This window comes from Flavobacterium litorale (genome assembly GCF_019613795.1).
GTDB lineage: Bacteria > Bacteroidota > Bacteroidia > Flavobacteriales > Flavobacteriaceae > Flavobacterium > Flavobacterium litorale.
In genome coordinates this window covers 601,104-621,360 of the sequence record NZ_CP080429.1, presented here as the reverse complement: position 1 = coordinate 621,360, position 20,257 = coordinate 601,104, and the positions used below count along the sequence as shown (strand labels likewise).

Genomic DNA, 20,257 nt, shown 5'->3' with positions numbered 1-20,257 from the left:
CGGAATATCTCATAATCAGCCCTTGCCTACATTCTTTTTTGCGGTTCGATTTCTTCGGTAGAGCGTATTAATTTATTTAACAGATGATAGTACTTCAGGTCTTCTTCCTGAAAGCTGTCGGAAATAAGCCTGCGGATATTGGCGATGCTTATTTCAGCTCCGGCCATTTTTAAAAACATAATGGCATTACTGATGAGCCTTTGAACAGCATTATCCCAAAAACGTTCACTACTTCCTCCTTTATCGCCATGAAAAATTTTACTAAGTTCATTAACATTTTGAAGCAGCCTGTTTAAGTTGATAACGTCACCTGCACCTGCACCACTGCGTTGCATCTCGTATTGGAGAAAGTTAAAAGCCAAGCCGCTGTTTTGATTAAAAACAACAAGATCTTGTTCACGTCCCGTTTCTCGAGCATATTTTTTCCAACGTTCAGCTTCATCCACTTTTGCGCATAGTACCAAAAAGGAATAGCCATTTTTAAGATACGACTTTGCAATCATCTGAGCCAGTCCACTAGATTTACCCGAGCCTATGGCACCGCATATAAAGCACCCTTCCAAACTGTCCGCATAGGTGATTCGTGTTCCGGTACCCGGCATATCAAATACAACCTGTTCTAAAATAGTCTCCTTTGTCTTTGGGGTTTCGTTCTCCCTATTTCGTTTAAAAAAATTCATATAATTTTAATTTAAGAAGATGCTATTTATTCTTTATCCATGCCTTTACCTTTATTACTGTTTTTACCGGGAGCATTTATTTGTTTAGCGTAACGGTCTCTGATAGCTTGCATAGCACCCTGTAGGGTACGCTGTACTTCTTTTTCATGTTGCTGCACACGGTCTTTAAAACCCTGTGTATAGTCATCAGAACCTTTTTCAGGAATGGTTATCTCTTTTAGTAAATGCGGCATGTAGCTACATATAAAATCAGCCTTATTGAACGCCTTTTTGTAGTCTTCCGATACTTGTAATTGTTCTTCCATAATTCAAAAATTTAAAATGGGTTACGTGCGTTTTTATCAAGAAATTCAAGGATCGATTGTCTATCGTATAGTATTATTTTCTTCGAAGGTTGCGTAAACCTGATAGCCCCCTCATCCCTAAATTTTTGTAAGGTGGTAACAGAAGATATCCGTAGTAAATGCATCGCTTCCGACGCATCAATCCATTTATCCAAATGCACAGGCTGTTTTATTTGCATACGCGCTACTACCGTTTCAATAAGCTCTGCTAAGTCATTTTCTTCTAATTGGTATATTTTCATAGGTTGGAGGTTTTGATACGGTTATTCCTTATCCATATCCTTGCCTTTGCTTTTTTCATTAAAAACTTTGGTAAGGCTGCCATTTTCCCTGTAGTACGCTTTGGCTTCCTCTACAGAACGGTTGATTACCTCTTGTTCTTTGTATGCTGTGTTTTTTTGTATTGTATCGTAGTCCTGTTGAGCATTTTGATACCCTTTATAGGGAATATGATTTATTTCCTGTTGCAGATGATCCTGTTTAATTTTTCCTATATCCTGATCCATCTCTTTTTGTATTTCTTGCAGCTTAAAAGTTGGTGTTTCCGAAGGGTCTAGTTGTGCGTAAAGTCCAATTTGCTTTTTAGCCTCCTGCTCGGACAGCTCTTTTTTGACTTCTTTTTTAGTTGTGGCATTTTCTTTTATACCGGATTGTTTTTCAAATTCCTTCTTCAGGTTGTTTTTCTTGTCCATATAACATGAGGTTTAAAGTTCCTTTTCGTAGTTAAGTGCTTTACCTGACATTTCGATATGAGCTATAAAAACGTGCGATGTTCCGTCATCCTTACCCGAAGCACTTTCCTTGAGGTATATCAACCTCTCAGAAGATAAATTCTTCTCCAAAACGGTAAGATTCCTTCCCGTTACCTTAATGGTTAGTTCATGCGCTTTAATGATCAGTAATTGATTGTCTATTAGTGTTATAATAGGCAGTGTGGAGTAGGGGATCGATTGCAGCACCCCCGAACGGAGTATAACCTTGAACCGGGTCAGCACTTCGGTATCGGAAACAATGGTTGCATAACACTGGTCGGTAGCATTTACCTCTGTAGATTTCCCATTAACAGCTTCATTGGTCGTTCCGTTATTGTGAAAAGTTGATTTTAAAGGATCAGTAAAATGTGCGTCTTTCATAAGCCTTTTAGTTTTCGTAATGATTGAAGCAATAGACGTGCTGTTGAAAAAATGCCCGCCTTTGTGATGTCCATGCTGTGTTTCGGATGTCTATGGATAGTGTAATAGGGGATCTTCCCGTACAGCACTTAACTACCAATGCGTATTTTACCTGAAATCCATACCAATTGATAGGGATATGTTCCTATTTATAGCTTTTTAATCCTTTCTTGCTCCATTTCATATACTTTTAGCTTGATTTGAATCCAGATTTCACTGAGAGAGCAGAGCCATAGGAAAGCAGCAAAATAATAATCTTCCCTAGTTGGGAGGGGTTGGCGGTTGAGGGGAAAGAAGAAAGGTCTTGATGGTTTTGTAACTTTCACAATTTAACGTAGTTCTGATCTATTACTTTTTAAGTACTTAAAAAGCATTCATTAATAAATACCCATCAATGGGTATTTTAATCTATTTTATAATTGTTAGTTTTACATCTAAACATCAATTTAACAGTTTAATACACTTAACATTTTTCTTCTAAAGCAGATAACCATAATATGTATATTTGATTGTTAGGTAACAAATAATCTAAATAAATGGCAAAGTACACGGAGGAACAATTGGCAACTTGGACAAAGCCACCAAGTAATACAGAACAAACTAAACTTGAAAATTCTGAAAGAATGGTTCGTGATGCGATTGGTTCTGATGAAAAATTAAAAAAGAGATCAACCGAAACTTTTGGTCAAGGCTCGTATGCGAACAACACAAATGTTAGATTAAATAGTGATATTGATATAAACGTTAGATACACTGGCGGCTATTTCTTTAGCTTACCTCCTGAGGTAACAGAAGAACATGTAAATATTGCCCATATAGGACCAAGTGATTATTCATTTTCTGAGTTTAAAAATGATGTTGAAACTGCTTTAGTGAATAAATTTGGAAGAAGTGAAGTTGTCAGAAATGATAAATGTATAACAGTAAAGGCGAATACTAATAGAATTGAAACTGATGTAGTCCCTACTTGGAATTTCAGAAGGTATTCAAAAAATGGCGAATATATACTAGGTGCAAAATTTTGGTCTGACAAAGGAAAAGCTACTGTAAATTACCCTAAGCAACACATAGAAAATGGAATAGTTAAAAACACGAATACTTCCCGAAGATTTAAAAGACTAACTCGATTACACCGTAAATTGCGATATAAAATGATTGATGATGGTGAAAATGTAAGCGATGATATTACCTCTTTTCTTTTGGAATGTCTTATTTGGAATGTTCCAAATCGTATTATGAATGACAACGACACTTGGACAGATAGGTTAAAAGAATCAATATCTTACATTTACGAGCAGACTAAGGAAGAAAAAACTTGTAAAGAATGGGGAGAAGTATCTGAATTACTTTACTTATTTATTGGCAGAAAATGGACATATAAAGATGTGAACTCTTATATGCTTTTATTATGGAATCACTTACAGTATTAGCCCATGATAACATATAATATAAGAGTCTTTGCCTTTACGATCCTAGGGTTAGCATTCATAACCTTTGGAATGATATTTCTATTAACTCAGAATTTAGATAGTATTGACTTGAACAAAGCGGTTAGTCATATATCCACAACAATATCAATAAATGTTATTCTATGGACTTTGTTCATTAAATGTGTATGGAAGTGGAAGATATTTTACCCTTGGCTTGTACCTTTCCCGAATCTATCAGGTGAATGGAAAGGGGAGCTTAAATCTAATTGGAAGGAAAAATCACTTGACTCTATTCCAATCGAGATAAAAATAACCCAGACATTTTTTAATGTTCAGGTGGAAATTAAAACTAACGAAAGTAGAAGTCATAGTATTGGAGCCTCTTTTGACATTGAAAAAGACCGTGGATTGGAACAATTAATTTACTCCTATATCAATACACCAAAATCAAGTGTTAGAGATAGAAGTGAAATTCATTATGGTTCGACTTTATTGACATTTGAAGGGTTTAAAGTTGATGAAATGGAAGGACAATATTGGACAGACAGAGAAACAACAGGGGAAATAAAATTAAAAAGAAAAAATGTTGCCTAACATTTATATAAATAATAATCTCTAATAGGCATGCCACTGCTCATAAATAAATCGTTATCCTCTAGTTTTCTATATTTTAAAAAGTCTAACTCTACCGAACTTCGCATAATCAATTATTAAAAAGAATTTATCTTACATAAAATGTTTGTAAACTTTATATAAAGAGGTTTCTAAATACTAAATTTCCCTAATTAATTGAAAAAGACCTATTACTATCACCCTATTAGTTGCCCAACTTTGTTTACTACTTTATATTCTAGTTTTTCAAATTCTTTAAAGTGGGCTTTACCACATTTTATTTTTAATTGTTCATCATTGCTTAGTTTCAACAAATCAACCTCTGGTGTCCCTGTATCTTTAGTTTCTGCAACAAAATAAACCTTATTATCATCTTCAAAAACCAAAGCCCAATCAGGATTATAAGTACCTATTGGTGTTGGAATTTTAAACCAATTAGGTAACTTAAAATAGAACTTTATTTGGTCGCTACTTTCACAATCTTTGGCAAATCTATTTTCGACACCCGAATCTAACGGAATTAACTCTTCATAAATAGTTTTAGAGTTATCAGAAATATTAAATGTAAAATCATTTAAATAAACCTCAAGCTCTTGCGCTTCAAATGAAGACATTTCATATTCGGAATTTCCGATATGATGATATTTTATTCCATCTATCATCATATCATAAAGCGAGTGTTTTATTGCTTGTGATGATAAATCTAGAAATAATTGTGGATTAACTAACACATCTCCAAGCCTCCCAGACTTATTTAAAATTGCTTGGATTGTTGAGCGTGTTAACTCTGTTTTACCTTGTATATAACCTAAAATATCAGGTATTTTCCATACTCTCTCCTCATAACTTTCTAATCGTTCGCCCTTATATTCTCCACCTATTCCATCAGTTGTATTCATAGTAACCGCTGTTTTTATAGAGCGTAGTGAAGGTGCCTTAATAGTAGGTAAATCAACAAGGGCTTTAGAGGCTTTAGTGATTAAATCGGCAGTATCATAATCTACTCTATAGGTTGTTTTTTGTTTTAATTTCTCCCAAATCTCCAAGAACTTCGGATCAGCTTCAAAGCCTTTTCGGTATTTAATAGATGTTCTGCTAGTCTTGTTTTTAATTCGCCCTTTAAAAGATACTCCACAATCGTCTTCAATTTCTTTTTGTAGCGCTTTGGCAAAATCATCATACGACTCATTAGCAACTACCGTAAGGCGATTAATATTCGGATCATAGGTTCGCCGCCCTGTCTGGTTAACAGCTAGGCGTAAACCTCTACCAATTTCTTGTCGTTTCTTTGTTTCTGATTTGGTTTCGTTAAGCGTACATATTTGAAATACATTTGGGTTGTCCCACCCCTCACGAAGTGCAGAATGCGAGAATATAAAACGTAAAGGATTGTCTAAATTTAAGAGTTTCTCCTTATCCTTCATAATTAAGCTATAGGTATCATCATCGGCTTTAGTAACTCCATTAGTATCCTTTATTTTTCCTTTTTTATCTTGAGAAAAATAACCATTATGTACCTTGTCAATCGGGAATTTATCTAATTCTTTAAAAGCATTTTGTGATACATATTCGGTATAAATTTCTTCAAACCATTGTGCAAATTTACCTTGTATCGCATTGCCACTGGCATCATATTGCTTATAATTAGCAACCTTATCTATAAAGAATAGTGACAGTACTTTAATACCTTTTTTGTTTAGTCTCTTCTCTTTTTTAAGATGCTCTTCTACTGTTTTTTTTATCTGAAACCTCATCACTTCATCAGATAAACCGCCCTGGCTATCACCCTGGTACAAAACAGTACCGTTAGACAATGAGATACACTGATTTGAGGCGTCTATCTCATCTATAATATAACCATCTGAATAAATTTCACGCTCGTTAGAGAGTGCATATAAATCGTTACCAACGCCAACGGTTATTTTCTTTTTAGTAACACTACCTTTATTATTAACATTGATAAATAGCTTTGCTGTTACTTTCGTTTTTGTGGCTGTAATAGAATCTACAGCTATGTAAGCATCATTAAAGGCGTTTTCTTCTACAATAGAGTCAACCTCTATTTGTTTTACCAAACCTAAATCATACGCCTTTACAGGGTTTAGGCTATAGACTAAATTATATTCGTTTTTATGGGTAGCAGAGTATCGCAGTGTACAAAGCGCATTAAGGTTTTCAATAGCTGCAATTCTTTTCTCCGTTTCCATGTTTTGTGGTTCATCCACAATTACAAACGGGTTGGTGGCTTGTATAAACTCTACAGGCTTACGACCACTTAGTTTGTCGTTGGGTTTATTGATGATATTTTCATCCTTAGCAAAAGAGTCGATATTTATAACCAATATTTCAATAGTATTAGAGTCGGCAAAGCCTCTAAGAGTAGATGGCTTGGCACTGTTATATACATCAAAATGCACAGGTATATTATCGTATAAGTTTTGAAAATGATTGTGGGTTATCTCTAAATTTTTTGATACTCCTTCGCGTATCGCTACCGAAGGGACTACAATTACAAATTTTTTAAAACCATATTGTTTATTCAGTTCATAAACGGTACGGAGGTACACATAGGTTTTTCCCGTTCCTGTTTCCATTTCTACAGAAAAGTGCATACCATCGAGTTGAGTAACTGCGGGTAACTCATTCTTTTCCTGAATGCCTTGTAGGTTGGTGAGTATTTGCTCTTGAGATAATACAAGTTTATTACTTACTGCTAAAACGGAGTGTAGCTCGCCTTCATCTTCAATATTATGTTCCAGTAAAGACTCCTCCAAAGGTTGCCCTTCGAATACATCAGTTACCGATTTTATAGCATCTAATTGAAATTGTAAGTTAGATTCAAAATTAAGCTTCATTTTTTCTTAGGTTTTAGGCACCATTTTTCATCAGATTCATTTCCATCCTTGGTGTTAAGTTGTATTTTTTTATGAGTACTACAAATGTACCTAACCCTATCCTTTGTTAAATTGTTATGACTGGCAATAGCTGTAGTAGTACGCCAAGCTTGGGTAGATTTTTCAAGCCATTTTCTGACTTTTACTTTGTCATTCCACTTTACTATCTCTTTTCTAATTATTTCCAATACCCAAATGAGTATACCAGCAATAGCTCCTCCAACCGCACCAATTATGATGCCTTCTATAACGGTATTAGTACACATAACTATATCGTTTTGAATTCAATTCCAGCATCCTTCATCTGTAAAACGGTATTGGTTTTTAGCTGGTCATTACCTTCAAACAGTTTATCGAGCGCAATAACTTTTTGTGGTTGCTCCTTAATAATATTATCTACGACATCCTGTGTTGCTTTTTCGAGCATTAGCACCAGTTCGTTATCATTTATACAATAATAGTCGTTTTTATGCTCTATAGTGCTATTAAGGTCTTTACCGCTCTTTAAAAGCAATTCATATACAATATTTTCTATAGTAGCTCCCTCTGCGACAGGGTCTACAAACATTTTCATCTGTTTCTCTAATGCCTTTGGGTCATTTTCCTTTACTTGCTGCCATTGTTTAAAGTTGCTGTTTTCTAGCTTTAGTACTTTAAAACCAAGATCGCCTTTATAATCTGGGTTTTCTTCTTTTATTTTGTTTGCAGCTCTGCGTATGCGCTCTTTAGCAATATCAGCAATAGTAGCATATCCTGCTTTGTAGGCTTCACTTTTTTCATCACACAGTTCGGGTAGTTGTACGCAAATGTATTTTCTATTACCGTCATCCTCTTTATTTAAATCCATTACAGCATGACCAGTTGTTCCTGAGCCTGAAAAGAAATCAAGAATTATATCATTTTCATCTTGTATTGATATTTCGATACACTTTTTAATTAATTCAATAGGTTTTGGGAAATCAAAAAGTTTAGTATCCATTAAATTTTTTAAATCAACAGACGCTTTTTTATTTCCATCAATATCTTTCCATAGGTTTGATGCTTGCTTTAATCTTCCTTCTAAATAGAATTTTAGATAAGGCTTCCAGCTTTTTTCTTTTTCAAATTTGGTTTTTGTCTGCTTCCACTCAATTAAGTTATCTTTAATGAATTCATCATATTTTGAACGTGAACACCTCCATCTGCTATCATAACCAGTAGGTCCAATAGGAAAAACTTCATTTCCATTAGGGTCCTCTATTGAGAAATACATGCTAGGTCTATCTTGTCGTCTATCTTCACCGCCAGTTTTCCTTAAAGGTCTAGTTAAGTAATTGCCATATTCGTCTTTTTGATTATAGATACTTTGTTCATTTGAGGTAAGAGGTAATCCTATAAATTCCATTAATGGGCTTTTTGCATAAACAAGTATATAATCTAATTCAGAGACTAAACTATTAGTTCCCTGTCCAGTGGGAGTTCCTGTTAATCGACTTATTTGACCCATAAAATTCTCTTCTCCAAAAACTTCATTCATTAAGAGCCTAAGGTTGTGTACTTCGTTATCATCTATAGATATAAAAATAACCCCATCTTGTTTTAGTAAATTTTTTGCTAAAAACAAACGTGGGTACATCATGTTTAGCCAATTACTGTGGTACTGCCCGTTTTCTTTGCTATTTTTATTAAATAGCCCGTCTTTGGTCATGTATCCCTCATCATCTTTATCGCCTACACGTTTTGCATATTCTTCTCTGGTTTCAGCAAACTTATCAGGATATATAAAAGAGTCACTACCCGTATTGTAGGGCGGGTCTATATATATCATTTTTACTTTACCAAAATAGCTTTTTTGTAGCACCTTTAGTACCTCTAGGTTTTCGCCTTCTATAAAAATGTTTTCGGTAGTATCAAAGTTTACTGATTCTTCTTTAGCAGGTACTAGGGTACTGGTAGTAGGGTGCTGTAGTATTTTAAAAGCATCACTTTTTCCAGCCCAGTTTAGTACATAACGTTCGTTACTAAAGTTTATATCTTCGCCAAGAGTAGCTTTCAGTTTTTCCCAATCAATTTTTCCTTCTGTAAAGGCTTCAGGTAAAATTTCACGTAATTGTTCTAGTTTGCTTTGCTCAGGGCTTAGGCTTTTTCCGTCCATGGATAACAGATATTAAAGATAATGATGATCAAAGGTATGAAAATAGTTTCCATAAATATTGACAACATTGGTGCAATATAGTTGTTATTAACCTATAGCTTTGGGGATATCTCTTATTGTATTTGGCTAGTTGAGTTTTTGCGTGCAAATTGCGTGCAAATAAAAAAGGCTCTAAGAATCTTACTTCTTAAAGCCTTTATTTTACTTGTGGTCCCACCTGGGCTCGAACCAGGGACCACCTGATTATGAGTCTGTAATTAATATCTTTCATTTTTTCACCTTTACTAACAAATATTTGATTTTCAGTAGATTAAATTTTAATCTATTTTCATTTTGTAATAAATGTTAATCTATATTATCTAAAATGTTTAACCTATGTTTAACCCAGAATCAAAAACCAAGTTATAACGTAATTGAGTATTCGTAATTTTTAAAACCCTATCTACTTTCAATAATATTGTAACATCTTCCTTTCTTGATGGTAAAATATTAACTAAAAAGTTATTTATTGAATTTGGTTTAATATAATAATCAACCCTTGCTAAAATATCGGCGTTATAATATAATTTAATATCTAATAGACCATCAAGATTGAAACTACAAAATAGTTTTTTACTACACCTATAAACATCATATTCATAATTTCCTATTAATACAGTTTCAACACCTTCAAGTTCAAATTCATGTAGTTCATATTGTTCGCCAATTGTAAAGGGTAGTTCTTTCTTTTTCATAACAATTGTGTATAAAAAAACCACCTTGATTTAAGGTGGCTTATTTTTATAAAGACTTATATCAATTAAAACTATAACTATATTGATAAACTTGCCCTGAAGTTGTTTCTTGATGGATTACCTGATTATCTTCTGCTCCATAAAATTTCATGTTTGCAGATGAAGAATCTTCAATATAAAATTCTAATTCAAAACTTGCAGTATCCTCTGGAATCTCAACACTAACAATATTATTGTTGTAATCAAAATCTGAAATCACCTCGTCTTGAGTAATATCTTCAAAATTTAAAGTCGTTGTTAAAATTACACTAACAGAACCATTTAAAGTCCCTGTGGTAAACTCAACAATGTGAGCTTGATTTATTTGTTGTTCTTCATTTGAATCATCATCACTTGAACAACTAAAAAACGTTATTAATAATAAGGTTAAAATGTAAATTGATTTTTTCATAATAGTTAGATTTAAAGGTTAATTGAGACATTTTAAATTAAGTTCTTCCAATAAATTCCAGTAGTTATTATTGAAAGTATTTGTAAATTCTATTGTGTATTGGAAATCCTTTCTGTCAATTAATAGCACTCTTTCTTTATCTTCTAAAAAAGTTACACGTAGATGAATTTCATTTTCCATTTCATCCTCTTCCCCAAAATAATCAAGGGAAAACATAAAGTATCTATCAGCTCCTAAATATTCATTTTTGGTTAACCACTCCCTTACTTTTTGATGGTCATTTTTAATACTCTTATAAATAGCCATTTCTTTCTTGAAGTACTCTTCATGCTCGTGCTGTTCTGTTACTTTATTCAAGGTCTTGTAAATATGTAAAAACTTTTCTTCTGGTGTTCTTGCTTGAATATAATCTGGTAATCTTATCCATTTACCATCTATGAAGTGCATGAAATGTTCTGATTTTTCATTTTTAATTCTTTTGTAATCCTCACCGTAATTCAATAACCAATACTCAATTTTATCCAGACTGTAAATACCATCAAGGGAAAGAGATTCCAATTCTTGTATGTAATTTTGAATAAAACTCACTTACAGGATTATCTTCTAATGCTTTTTATAAAAGATTTTATTCTTTCATAAAAAATAGTATTCCTGATAACTATTGCTAACAACAAGAGTCCTGAAAAAGTAAACAGAAACCACTCCCAACAAAAGCTATATCCATTAAGCTCAAAAAAAGAATCTTGTGATTTAACATAATCCAAATAAGCATCTTTTTGCCATTCTGTTTTTTTTAATGAGGCTTTTCTCAAAAAGTATTCATTAGACAACTCTTTGTATTTAAATCCAAAATAAGTACTAACAAGAAATGATAAAGCAGTAATTAAAATATAGAATCTAAAAGATTTAACCTTTTTAATATATTTAACTAGCATTAAAACTATCAGACTAACTAAAAGAGTAATTGATATAACTATCAAGACATCATTTGAATCCTTATCAATCTGCTCATCTTGGTTTTCATCTTTTACAGAAACTTTAAAATCACTTTTTATTTGATTATTTTCTAATTCGATTTCTTTAATTGCTGCTTGGTAATAAGGACTATCATTTAAATAAGGATTTTGAACAGAAGTCGTGTCTTTAAGATATTTATTTATGTGATTTTTAGCAATTGCTATTTCTTGCTGAGTGTAAAGATTATTAGGGCTATTTGTATCTTCCTTAAATCCTATTTCTTCAAGTTTAGCCTTTCTTTGTTGCATGGCTAAATACTCAGATTTAGTTTGAAATGATTCAATAACTTGTACTTTGTAAACTACCTCTTCAAGGTAATTACCATTACCATCAATTATTGCACCATGGTCTGTAACTTGGTATCCAAGACCTTGTAATAGTAAAATATCTTTTTCATTCATAAGATAAAGATGGTATTAAATTTAATCATCAAATATATTCAATTATCATTTATGATAACCAACTTAGTTATCATATATAACAACTTTGTTTGTCAACTAACCACAGAAATGACAGACAAAAAGAAGTTGCAAATAGCTATTGGTAAACGCATTAAAGAGTTGAGGGAAAGTAAAAATATCCAACAGCAAGATGTTGCAGCAGCTTGTAATATAGAAAAGTCAAACTTTAGCCGTATTGAAGCTGGAAACACTAACCCCACTATTTATACTTTAAGTAAAATTGCCAGTAGATTGTCTGTTTCTCTTTCTGAATTACTCTACTTTGAGAAAACTAAAAAATAGCTATTTATAATAATCTCTATTTTTTAGTTTGAGTAAAAAATTGTCCAAAATGAGGTGTTTTAGCCTCAATCACATTTGAGATTCATCTGAAAAACTATAATACCCATTCTTTGTAATTATTAAATGGTCTAGTAAAGTGATGTCTAAATAAGTTCCTGCTTGTTTAAGTTTCTTTGTTAATCTTAAATCTGCTTCACTTGGTTTTAAATTTCCACTTGGATGATTATGAGCAACTATAATACTTGAGGCATTACATTTTAAAGCTACGCTATAAACCAATTTAGCATCTACCAAAGTTCCTGACACACCTCCTTTTGATAAAGGATAAATTCCCAATACCTGATGGTTTCTATTTAATAATAAGACTTTAAATTCTTCTTGTAATTCAATAGTGTTCATTGACCAACAAGATTTCAATAATTCATATGAATCTTTACTGTTTGTAATTTTAATCTTATCATTATTTCCTGAAGAGTAGGAAACTCTAATTTCTTTAATTGTATTCATTTTCAAAAAAAATTAAAATGCCCAAAACAAAATATTCTGGGCATTGATTAGACTAACCTGCTATAAGAGGATGATTTTCTTCCTTTACAGCTTCACTATTAACAAAGTCATCAATAGTTGATTCACTTATGTCATCCTTTGTTGATGGTGTTTCAGGCTCATATTCATACCTGTGAGATAATTCAATAATCTCACCTGTTTCCTTAATGGTGTAAGAATATGGTTCACATTCCTTTTTTACAATTTTACCAGGCATTTCAGTTCCAATAAGTGCCTCACAAGTTTCCTTGTCAAAGGTTGAACTTATACTAGCTTTTTTTGCTGTTGCATAAAAATTGCCTGTTGATTTACTTTGAAGTAATTCCACTCCACCCTGAATAGTGAGAGCAAAGAATGTAGAACCATCTTCTGAATTCCTTTCATTAAAATTTACAATTCGTACCATGTTTTTAAAATTTTGAGTTGAACATTTGTTTTGTTCCAAAATGTCTTCTACCATCAACTAAAGAATAACAACTATCACCTTGTTATAATTTTAGCCGACAAGATTATTTTTGGAATATATACTAAGGGGTGGGATTCCCCTTTCGCAGAGGTTAGTGGGGGTGTTTAGCTAGGGTGCTTTGCATTTGCAATGGGGAAGAGAGAAAAAAATTTTAAAAAATTTTCGCTTTAAGCTAAAGGGTCTATTTCATCAGCTTTATTATAAGCCCAATCTAAATAATCTTTAAATTCATTTTCTGAAGGATGTGAAGTCAATAATTTATCTTCATAAGCCTTGAGATAAAAACGAATAATATTTGCTTTATTGTGGTTTTCAGCATCTGATAACAGTTTGTCGAATTTTTCTTTTTCAATAGCTTTTTGTCTCGCTATTTCTTCATCAACTTTTCTTTGAGCTTCTCTTTTTTCTTCTTCAATTTTTTGAATCCTACGCCATTCTGCCCATCTTGCACTGTCCTTTTCAATGTAATAATAAATTACATTGAGATAATCTTCTAAACTTTTTGTTTTCTTATCAATCCAACCTTTTCTAGCATAACTTCCTACTTGAAATTCAAGTTTGTCACTTTTTTCATAAGTATCAGTTCCATACCCAGAAGCATCTTTAATTCGTTTTCTGAAAAATTTTTGTCTTAAATTGATTTCTGTTAACTGACCATACATTTCAATATGGCATCTTTGATACTCAAATTTTATACTATGATTATTTTCCTCAAGTTTTTTAATCAAAGTATCCATGAATTTCAATGCTCTTATTCTTAATTTTGGCTCTGTATGAATTGGTAGAAACTCACCATTAAACTTTCTCCATTCTTCCCAACTAACATTTTTTTGTTTATCTAGTCGTTCTAATTTTACTTTAGTTTTTTGTACAAGAGGGTGGTATTTAATAGCCATAATAAATTGATTGACTTATTGGAACTAAAAATAGTAAAGCTGGTTTAGTCAAAAAATCTCTTGATATCTTTTTTTAAGCACTTTAAATTATTAGATTTATACTCTCCCTATATAGAATCAACTAGATAGCTTTAAAAAGTTTTGTCAAGAGAATATTTATGCAGAAACACTTTAGGGATTTGTCATTCCCCCCAACTTATAAATATAGTTCAGATTCTGAATTCATTCCTCTTGAATTCTACGAAGAAGCTTTTCCTATTTCAAAAAACATTGATCTTTTACTTGGCTATTTTAGTTCTAATGCTATAAAAGTTTTATCTAAAAGTCTAGCTGAATTCCTATATAATGGGGGTAAAATGCGAATAATCACAAATCATGTTTACAGTCTAATGGATTACGAGAATTTAGTTTTGAATCCAGAGTTAAAGGATGAAGATAAATGGATAGATTTATTTGAAGATTTGTCGAAGATTGAAAAAAACCTTAGTGCTGAAGGAATTCATTTTTTTGATTGTTTAAAATATCTTCTCAAAGTTGGCAGATTAGAAATACTTCCTGTCAAGTTTAACGATGTTGATTTAGCTCATTGCAAAACGATGATATTGTATGATGGAGTAAATTATATAGTAACGGATGGAAGTATAAATTTCACACTTTCAGCATTATTGAAAAACTCTGAGAGCTTTCAGGTTGAAACGCCTTGGAATGGTAAAATTAGCCAACGAAGAATAGAAGATGCTAAGAATAATTTTGAAAGAATATTCAGTAAACAACACCCTGCTTACAATTATATTGATAAAGATAAAATTGAGGTTGTAATTAATGCTATTGGTAGGGATAAAGATATTCAAGATCTGTTTGATGATTCTTTAGAGCTACAAGGACATGGTTATAGTGAAAAGGTCAAAAAAATAATTGAAAAGAAGAAAGAACGATTTAATGATAAATTAGAAATAATCTTAAACACCCCTAAATTCCCATTTCCCCAAGGACCTAGAGAATATCAAAAAGAAGCTTATAATGAATGGGTAAAAAAAGATTACTCTGGGGTATTTGCAATGGCTACTGGAACTGGGAAAACTATAACATCACTTAATTGCTTACTAAATATCTTTAATGAAGAAAAAAAATATAGAGCTATAATTTTAGTTCCTTCAATCGCTTTATTAAACCAATGGGAAGAGGAAGTCAATTCTTTTAATTTTAGAAAAATTCTAAAAGTTGGTGGAGGAAGTAATTGGGAAAAAGAATTTTCTAATTATTGTAGTAATTATTCTTGGGGTCTCAAAGAAGACTTAGTAATAATATCAACTTATGGAAGTTTTGTTCTTGATAGGTTTCAAAAGTTATTTAAAAAGATTCAAAAAGATTTTTTGTTAATTGCAGATGAAGCTCATAATATGGGTGCAAATAATATCAAATCCAAACTATCTGGATTAGAGGTTACTAAAAAGATAGGGCTTTCTGCTACACCAAAACGAATTTATGACCCAGAAGGAACAATAGCTATTGACAAATTCTTCAAAGACGAGCCTCCATACACTTATAGCTTTGGAATGGAGAAAGCTTTAGAATATGGTTTTTTAACTGGATATAAGTATTTCCCAAAAATTGTTGAGTTAACCGAAGAAGAATTTGAGGAATATACTGAGATTTCTAAGAAGTTATTAAAGTTCTTTGATTTTGAAAATAGTAAATTTAAAGATGACCCAATAGTAGAAATATTATTACTCAAAAGAAAAAACATAATACATAAAGCTTCAAATAAATTAAATCTGTTTAGTTCAATAGTAGGTGAATTAATAAAAAATAAGAAAGACCAGTTTGTATTTGCATATATACCTGAAGGTAATACTCAAAATTCAGAAGGTGACAGAGTCAAAATATTAAATCAATACCTGAGAAGGGTTCATCGGGATTTCCCTAAAATAAAAATGAATTCATATACTTCAGAAGACCAAAACTTATCTGAAATACTAAGAGGTTTTGAGGATGGTAAGATAGAAGTTCTGTTTGCTATGAAAATGCTTGATGAAGGTGTTGACATTCCAAGAGCAGAAGTTGGAATTTTTGCAAGTAGTACGGGAAACCCTCGCCAATTTATTCAGAGAAGAGGTAGATTACTCAGAAAACACAAAGACAAAGCTTTTGCTACTATATATGATATGGTGGTAGTGCCTAAACTTGATAACAATTTAGGTGAACTTTATAATATTGAGAGAAATCTAGTTAAAAACGAATTGAACAGAGTAGGGTATTTTGCAAGTTTATCTATGAATTTTTATGATTCAAAAGAAACCCTAGATGAAGTTTGTAAAAAATATGATTTAGATTTAGACACAATAATTAATGAATTATAAATAATGGAAAGAAATCAAATATTAAGAGAAATACTTTCAGATCCAGAAATAACTGAAAAATATAATATTAAAAAAAGTGAGCTTGATTCATTAACAACAAGCCCACCTTATCATAAAAAAATAGTTGAAGTGCTATCTGTTATCATTAATGAAAATGATAATCATTTAAATTCTTCAATGATTTATAAAAAACTCAAAAACATACATAATATTTAATCAATTATGGCATCAATTATAAATAGTATTTCTTTTAAAAATTTCTTTAATTATTATGGGGAATATGAAGACACTAGATATGATTTTCTTGAAGGTGTAAACATTGTAGTGGCAGACAATGGGGCAGGAAAATCTAAATTCTTTAATGCTTTTCTATGGCTTTTTTATGACCAAGTTTTAGATTCAGATGACAAAAAGAAAAAAAATGTAAAAGATTTTGCAGTAAAAATTATTTCTGACAAAGCTAAAAATGAAACTTCTATTGGTGATCAAGTGCAAACAGGGATTAAGATAGAGTATTCTACTGGTAGATATAAATATCAAATCACCAAGTCCTTCACTGCAACTAGAATAAGTGAAAAAATAACAGACTTTGATAGTTGGCAAATCACAATTGATGATATGGAAGTGGATAAAACTGATCATGTTTTACCTAAATACAAGCCTGTCTATGATGCTGAAGAAAAGCAAAAAATAATAAGCCAACTTATTTTACCTACCCTAAGACAATACTCTTTCTTTCAGGGTGAAGAAGTAGATAAAATGATTGACTTTAGTAAAAAGTCAAGTATTGAAGATGCTGTGAGAACATTAACGAATATCAGTAAATATGAGGACATTGCTGATATTGTTCAAGACATTGCGGAGAAAGCTGAAAAAGACTTGAATAAGCAAACCAAATCTACAAGTGATCACAATGATAGATTAGAAACAGCTTTAGCAACTAAAAAAGAATTATTAGAAAAACTAACTCAAGAAACTGAAAAACTCACTGAGTTCAACACTTTATATGAAGCTGCTGAGCAAGAAAAAAATGACTTAGAGCAAAACTTTGCTAATGCTGAAAAAAGAAAGGAATTAGATGATAAAATTTCAAATAAAAATAGAATACTAAAACAAGTTAAAGATGATTATGACTCTTTTCTTGATGGTATAAACAATAGGTTTTTTGATGGTAATTTTTCTTGGATTTCTTTAGGGTTTGAAGACTCAATAAATGATTTTAAAGAAAAAATTCAAGTGTTTAGACAAAAACGCTATGAAAAGAAGGCATTACTAAATGCGGCAGAAAACCCAAATGATTATTTTACAATATTACCATCTGACTCACCTGATGCAGTCACATTGCAACAAATGATTGATGGTGAACATTGTTATGTTTGTAATAGACCTGCCAAAGAAGGTACTGATGAATACAACTATCTTTTAAAGCTTAAAAATAGACCTCATGAAAACACAAACCAAAAAGAGTTTGTGAAGAATAATTTGGAGGACTTTTTTGGAAACCTTCAACTTAATGCTGCACCTTTCTTAAATAAATTCGATGCTATACCTACTAGTGTATTAAGAACTAGGGAAAAGGAATTAGAACTAAAACAAAGATTAGATAAGTTAAGTTCAGAATTGAAAGCTCTAAAATCCCAAAGGAAAGATATATTAATTGCTGGAACTGAATCTGAAGGAACTGATAACGCTTCTACAATTATAAACCAATACAAGGGTTCTATAAGAAGAATGGAACAGGCATCTTCAAGAATTGAAAGACTCCAAGATTCTATTAAAGACATAAAAACCAAAATCGCAAATACCGAAAAAGAAATCACCAATTTACGCCCTAAAGATATCCCAGAAGGATATACTGTAAATTATGAAATAAGTAAAGATCTGGTTGATGCAACCCTAAAGGCAAAGGAAAGAGTATTTGATAAAATGGTTAGTCTTTTAGAAAATCATGCTAATGAGCATTTTCAAAGTTTAATTAAATATAATGACATTAAGGGAGGTGTTTTAAGGTTTGAAAAGTCTCCCTCTGGTGGTATTTCTTTAGATTACATTGATGATGCAGGAAATGAAGTTTCTGGTGCTTCTGAAGGCTTCCAAAGAATGAAGAAGTTTGCAGTAGTTATGTCTATCATTTCAGCAAATACTTCGCAATATAATTACCCATTATTAGCTGATGCGCCTTTATCTGCTTTTGGAAAAGCCTTTAATAAAGGTTTTTTTGAGGCTATCCCAGAAGTGTTCCCTCAAAGCATCATATTAGTTAAGGATTTATATGATAAAGACTCCGAGGACAAACTCACAGATTTAGGTCAAGACCTAATGAAAAATGATTTCATTAAAACCTTTTACCTTAATGAAGTTGATGAAGAGTTATCGCAAATAGAAAGAACCACTAAAATTGAAAGAAGAAAATAATGAATAGTCAAGAATTCAAATCAAATTTAGTTACCAAAAGACCTCGCTATGCCAATAGTAGAATACCATTACTAGAGGCATTAGCTAATAAAGGAGCAAGGTCATCTGAATACAGTCAATTTGGACCTATATATGAGCTTTATATTTATGCTATGATGACTGGCATAAAAAAGAAAAGACGTTTACCATTACCACCAAGAAACTTAACTTCTGATTTTCTGGAAATTGGAAAATGGAAAAGAGACTCCTCGCTAGTAGATTTTTTATTGATGGTCATATTCACTCAAACAGATGATTTAAGTATTGATTGGAATGAATTAGAGGATATGGAAGAAGACCAGTTAAATAAAGTAATCTCTGATGTTATTACCTTAATTGAAGAATATGCCAATGGTGGTCTAGAATATTTAGAAAACCTTTATGAAAAGGGAGAATTAGAAAATTCTCATTATATGTTTATTGACTTATACAAAGATGTCTAAACATGTGAAATATAAATGTATTCATGAACATAGTTCTGATTTAGCATTAATAATAAATCAATTAGGCTATGAAGATGTACATAATTGGTTAATGATTGCCTCTGGAATTAAAAAAATTGATTTTATTTGGAACAGGTTTGATAAAACAGATAGTAAAGCATGGTGCAGACCCTCATATGAATATGATGTAGCCAAGGGAAATATAAGTCAATTATATATTAATCAACTAACCGTCTTTAATTATGTTTGGGGTGGTTTTGAAAATTTACTTACCAAAAGATATTCTAAAAGTCAAAATAAAAAAATTGGTAAAATTAACCTTTGCATTAAAGAGCTTGATAACTTAGATGAATTACCCATCAAAGATTATGATGTTTTTAAAGAAAGATTTTTTTTGATGTTTAACAGTTGCTTGAAAAAAAATCTAATTGAATATAAAAAAGCAATTCCAAAAGAAGAGATAAAAATTATATATAATATTCGAAATAAATTTGCTCATGGAGATCTTGAGTTTCCTGAAGATACAGAATATAATTCTAATTTTAACAACCCAATTGATCTGATTAAGCTTATTCAAGCTAGCACTAGAATGGTTCTTTTTTATATTCAAAGTTTAGTTTCAATTACAAGCAAGGGGGATACAGTCTATTCGTATCTAAATAATTTATTTATAAATATTGAACTTGATGATTATGGAGATGATTTATTTCCTGCTGATTTTATACTAAATAGAGTTCATTTCAAATACTTACAAATATCAGATCTAAAATCAGGACCAGACAGCATGTTGAGTGTATAAAATACAGATTCCTTAAAATCCGATTTTTTTAAAACATTAATAACTCTTTTTATAATAAAATCAGAGTTGTAAAATTTTCTAA

23 protein-coding genes are annotated in these 20,257 nt (G+C 31.6%); 8 read left to right on the top strand and 15 right to left on the bottom strand.

Annotated elements, in window-relative coordinates; all coding sequences use genetic code 11:
• Positions 1-26: 26 nt before the first annotated feature.
• The 5 genes from K1I41_RS02745 to K1I41_RS02725 are packed head-to-tail and all read right to left on the bottom strand — an operon-like array spanning position 27 to position 2,157.
• The gene (locus K1I41_RS02745) at positions 27-680 is read right to left on the bottom strand and encodes a hypothetical protein (RefSeq protein ID WP_220641156.1); all 654 of its coding nucleotides are present in this window, start codon (positions 678-680) and stop codon (positions 27-29) included.
• 26 nt (positions 681-706) lie between these two features.
• Entirely contained in the window at positions 707-985 is a 279-nt protein-coding gene (locus K1I41_RS02740) for a hypothetical protein (RefSeq protein WP_220641155.1), read from the bottom strand.
• An 11-nt stretch (positions 986-996) separates the two neighbouring features.
• A complete protein-coding gene (locus K1I41_RS02735) occupies positions 997-1,266 on the bottom strand; it encodes a helix-turn-helix domain-containing protein (protein ID WP_220641154.1) in 270 nt (89 codons plus the stop codon).
• Positions 1,267-1,287: 21 nt separating this feature from the next.
• Entirely contained in the window at positions 1,288-1,716 is a 429-nt protein-coding gene (locus tag K1I41_RS02730) for a hypothetical protein (RefSeq protein WP_220641153.1), read from the bottom strand.
• A 12-nt stretch (positions 1,717-1,728) separates the two neighbouring features.
• Entirely contained in the window at positions 1,729-2,157 is a 429-nt protein-coding gene (locus K1I41_RS02725) for a hypothetical protein (protein ID WP_220641152.1), read from the bottom strand.
• Between the two features lie 575 nt (positions 2,158-2,732).
• Between K1I41_RS02725 and K1I41_RS02720 the strand changes: the two genes are divergently transcribed.
• On the top strand, positions 2,733-3,626 hold the full coding sequence (locus tag K1I41_RS02720) for a nucleotidyltransferase domain-containing protein (protein ID WP_220641151.1): 894 nt from the start codon (positions 2,733-2,735) through the stop codon (positions 3,624-3,626).
• A gap of 3 nt (positions 3,627-3,629) precedes the next feature.
• Positions 3,630-4,220, top strand: coding sequence for a Cap15 family cyclic dinucleotide receptor domain-containing protein (locus tag K1I41_RS02715; RefSeq protein ID WP_220641150.1), 591 nt, complete (start codon positions 3,630-3,632; stop codon positions 4,218-4,220).
• Between the two features lie 215 nt (positions 4,221-4,435).
• Here the strand turns inward: K1I41_RS02715 and K1I41_RS02710 are convergent, their stop codons facing one another.
• The 7 genes from K1I41_RS02710 to K1I41_RS02680 form a co-directional block, all read right to left on the bottom strand.
• Positions 4,436-7,093: a restriction endonuclease gene (locus K1I41_RS02710; protein ID WP_220641149.1), complete on the bottom strand. Its 2,658-nt coding sequence runs from the start codon at positions 7,091-7,093 to the stop codon at positions 4,436-4,438.
• Complete coding sequence (locus K1I41_RS02705) at positions 7,090-7,398, bottom strand: hypothetical protein (RefSeq protein ID WP_220641148.1); 309 nt, start codon at positions 7,396-7,398, stop codon at positions 7,090-7,092. Before K1I41_RS02705 ends, K1I41_RS02710 begins: the two co-directional genes overlap by 4 nt.
• 2 nt (positions 7,399-7,400) lie before the next feature.
• Positions 7,401-9,266, bottom strand: a complete 1,866-nt coding sequence (locus K1I41_RS02700; protein WP_220641147.1) for a site-specific DNA-methyltransferase — start codon at positions 9,264-9,266, stop codon at positions 7,401-7,403.
• A 368-nt stretch (positions 9,267-9,634) separates the two neighbouring features.
• On the bottom strand, positions 9,635-10,000 hold the full coding sequence (locus K1I41_RS02695; RefSeq protein ID WP_220641146.1) for a hypothetical protein: 366 nt from the start codon (positions 9,998-10,000) through the stop codon (positions 9,635-9,637).
• Positions 10,001-10,061: 61 nt separating this feature from the next.
• A complete protein-coding gene (locus K1I41_RS02690) occupies positions 10,062-10,451 on the bottom strand; it encodes a hypothetical protein (protein ID WP_220641145.1) in 390 nt (129 codons plus the stop codon).
• Positions 10,452-10,469: 18 nt separating this feature from the next.
• Entirely contained in the window at positions 10,470-11,009 is a 540-nt protein-coding gene (locus K1I41_RS02685) for a hypothetical protein (protein ID WP_220641144.1), read from the bottom strand.
• A 38-nt stretch (positions 11,010-11,047) separates the two neighbouring features.
• Positions 11,048-11,869, bottom strand: coding sequence for a hypothetical protein (locus K1I41_RS02680; protein ID WP_220641143.1), 822 nt, complete (start codon positions 11,867-11,869; stop codon positions 11,048-11,050).
• Between the two features lie 108 nt (positions 11,870-11,977).
• On the opposite strand from K1I41_RS02680, the gene K1I41_RS02675 reads away from it, so the two are divergent.
• Entirely contained in the window at positions 11,978-12,211 is a 234-nt protein-coding gene (locus K1I41_RS02675; protein WP_220641142.1) for a helix-turn-helix domain-containing protein, read from the top strand.
• Between the two features lie 69 nt (positions 12,212-12,280).
• Here K1I41_RS02675 and K1I41_RS02670 read toward each other — a convergent pair whose 3' ends face one another.
• From K1I41_RS02670 to K1I41_RS02660, 3 genes are all read right to left on the bottom strand, one after another.
• Positions 12,281-12,718, bottom strand: coding sequence for a JAB domain-containing protein (locus K1I41_RS02670; protein WP_220641141.1), 438 nt, complete (start codon positions 12,716-12,718; stop codon positions 12,281-12,283).
• A gap of 52 nt (positions 12,719-12,770) precedes the next feature.
• A complete protein-coding gene (locus K1I41_RS02665) occupies positions 12,771-13,217 on the bottom strand; it encodes a hypothetical protein (RefSeq protein WP_220641140.1) in 447 nt (148 codons plus the stop codon).
• Between the two features lie 173 nt (positions 13,218-13,390).
• Positions 13,391-14,119: a hypothetical protein gene (locus K1I41_RS02660; protein ID WP_220641139.1), complete on the bottom strand. Its 729-nt coding sequence runs from the start codon at positions 14,117-14,119 to the stop codon at positions 13,391-13,393.
• Positions 14,120-14,277: 158 nt separating this feature from the next.
• On the opposite strand from K1I41_RS02660, the gene K1I41_RS02655 reads away from it, so the two are divergent.
• From K1I41_RS02655 to K1I41_RS02635, 5 genes are read left to right on the top strand one after another with little or no spacing between them, the layout of a single operon-like run.
• On the top strand, positions 14,278-16,479 hold the full coding sequence (locus tag K1I41_RS02655) for a DEAD/DEAH box helicase family protein (protein ID WP_220641138.1): 2,202 nt from the start codon (positions 14,278-14,280) through the stop codon (positions 16,477-16,479).
• Between the two features lie 3 nt (positions 16,480-16,482).
• Positions 16,483-16,695 (top strand): hypothetical protein, encoded by a 213-nt coding sequence (locus K1I41_RS02650; protein ID WP_220641137.1) that lies wholly within the window; start codon positions 16,483-16,485, stop codon positions 16,693-16,695.
• Between the two features lie 6 nt (positions 16,696-16,701).
• Positions 16,702-18,894 (top strand): AAA family ATPase, encoded by a 2,193-nt coding sequence (locus K1I41_RS02645; protein WP_220641136.1) that lies wholly within the window; start codon positions 16,702-16,704, stop codon positions 18,892-18,894.
• On the top strand, positions 18,894-19,376 hold the full coding sequence (locus K1I41_RS02640; protein WP_220641135.1) for a DNA phosphorothioation-associated 4-like protein: 483 nt from the start codon (positions 18,894-18,896) through the stop codon (positions 19,374-19,376). Before K1I41_RS02645 ends, K1I41_RS02640 begins: the two co-directional genes overlap by 1 nt.
• Complete coding sequence (locus K1I41_RS02635) at positions 19,369-20,175, top strand: hypothetical protein (protein ID WP_220641134.1); 807 nt, start codon at positions 19,369-19,371, stop codon at positions 20,173-20,175. The genes K1I41_RS02640 and K1I41_RS02635 overlap by 8 nt, the downstream gene beginning before the upstream one ends.
• The last annotated feature ends 82 nt before the right edge of the window (positions 20,176-20,257 follow it).

What these genes read in the sequence shown, in the direction of transcription:
- K1I41_RS02745 (WP_220641156.1), bottom strand. Translation starts at nt 680, where the DNA reads ATGAATTTTTTTAAACGAAATAGGGAGAACGAAACCCCAAAGACAAAG.
- K1I41_RS02740 (WP_220641155.1), bottom strand. Translation starts at nt 985, where the DNA reads ATGGAAGAACAATTACAAGTATCGGAAGACTACAAAAAGGCGTTCAAT.
- K1I41_RS02735 (WP_220641154.1), bottom strand. Translation starts at nt 1,266, where the DNA reads ATGAAAATATACCAATTAGAAGAAAATGACTTAGCAGAGCTTATTGAA.
- K1I41_RS02730 (WP_220641153.1), bottom strand. Translation starts at nt 1,716, where the DNA reads ATGGACAAGAAAAACAACCTGAAGAAGGAATTTGAAAAACAATCCGGT.
- K1I41_RS02725 (WP_220641152.1), bottom strand. Translation starts at nt 2,157, where the DNA reads ATGAAAGACGCACATTTTACTGATCCTTTAAAATCAACTTTTCACAAT.
- K1I41_RS02720 (WP_220641151.1), top strand. Translation starts at nt 2,733, where the DNA reads ATGGCAAAGTACACGGAGGAACAATTGGCAACTTGGACAAAGCCACCA.
- K1I41_RS02715 (WP_220641150.1), top strand. Translation starts at nt 3,630, where the DNA reads ATGATAACATATAATATAAGAGTCTTTGCCTTTACGATCCTAGGGTTA.
- K1I41_RS02710 (WP_220641149.1), bottom strand. Translation starts at nt 7,093, where the DNA reads ATGAAGCTTAATTTTGAATCTAACTTACAATTTCAATTAGATGCTATA.
- K1I41_RS02705 (WP_220641148.1), bottom strand. Translation starts at nt 7,398, where the DNA reads ATGTGTACTAATACCGTTATAGAAGGCATCATAATTGGTGCGGTTGGA.
- K1I41_RS02700 (WP_220641147.1), bottom strand. Translation starts at nt 9,266, where the DNA reads ATGGACGGAAAAAGCCTAAGCCCTGAGCAAAGCAAACTAGAACAATTA.
- K1I41_RS02695 (WP_220641146.1), bottom strand. Translation starts at nt 10,000, where the DNA reads ATGAAAAAGAAAGAACTACCCTTTACAATTGGCGAACAATATGAACTA.
- K1I41_RS02690 (WP_220641145.1), bottom strand. Translation starts at nt 10,451, where the DNA reads ATGAAAAAATCAATTTACATTTTAACCTTATTATTAATAACGTTTTTT.
- K1I41_RS02680 (WP_220641143.1), bottom strand. Translation starts at nt 11,869, where the DNA reads ATGAATGAAAAAGATATTTTACTATTACAAGGTCTTGGATACCAAGTT.
- K1I41_RS02675 (WP_220641142.1), top strand. Translation starts at nt 11,978, where the DNA reads ATGACAGACAAAAAGAAGTTGCAAATAGCTATTGGTAAACGCATTAAA.
- K1I41_RS02670 (WP_220641141.1), bottom strand. Translation starts at nt 12,718, where the DNA reads ATGAATACAATTAAAGAAATTAGAGTTTCCTACTCTTCAGGAAATAAT.
- K1I41_RS02665 (WP_220641140.1), bottom strand. Translation starts at nt 13,217, where the DNA reads ATGGTAGAAGACATTTTGGAACAAAACAAATGTTCAACTCAAAATTTT.
- K1I41_RS02660 (WP_220641139.1), bottom strand. Translation starts at nt 14,119, where the DNA reads ATGGCTATTAAATACCACCCTCTTGTACAAAAAACTAAAGTAAAATTA.
- K1I41_RS02655 (WP_220641138.1), top strand. Translation starts at nt 14,278, where the DNA reads ATGCAGAAACACTTTAGGGATTTGTCATTCCCCCCAACTTATAAATAT.
- K1I41_RS02650 (WP_220641137.1), top strand. Translation starts at nt 16,483, where the DNA reads ATGGAAAGAAATCAAATATTAAGAGAAATACTTTCAGATCCAGAAATA.
- K1I41_RS02645 (WP_220641136.1), top strand. Translation starts at nt 16,702, where the DNA reads ATGGCATCAATTATAAATAGTATTTCTTTTAAAAATTTCTTTAATTAT.
- K1I41_RS02640 (WP_220641135.1), top strand. Translation starts at nt 18,894, where the DNA reads ATGAATAGTCAAGAATTCAAATCAAATTTAGTTACCAAAAGACCTCGC.
- K1I41_RS02635 (WP_220641134.1), top strand. Translation starts at nt 19,369, where the DNA reads ATGTCTAAACATGTGAAATATAAATGTATTCATGAACATAGTTCTGAT.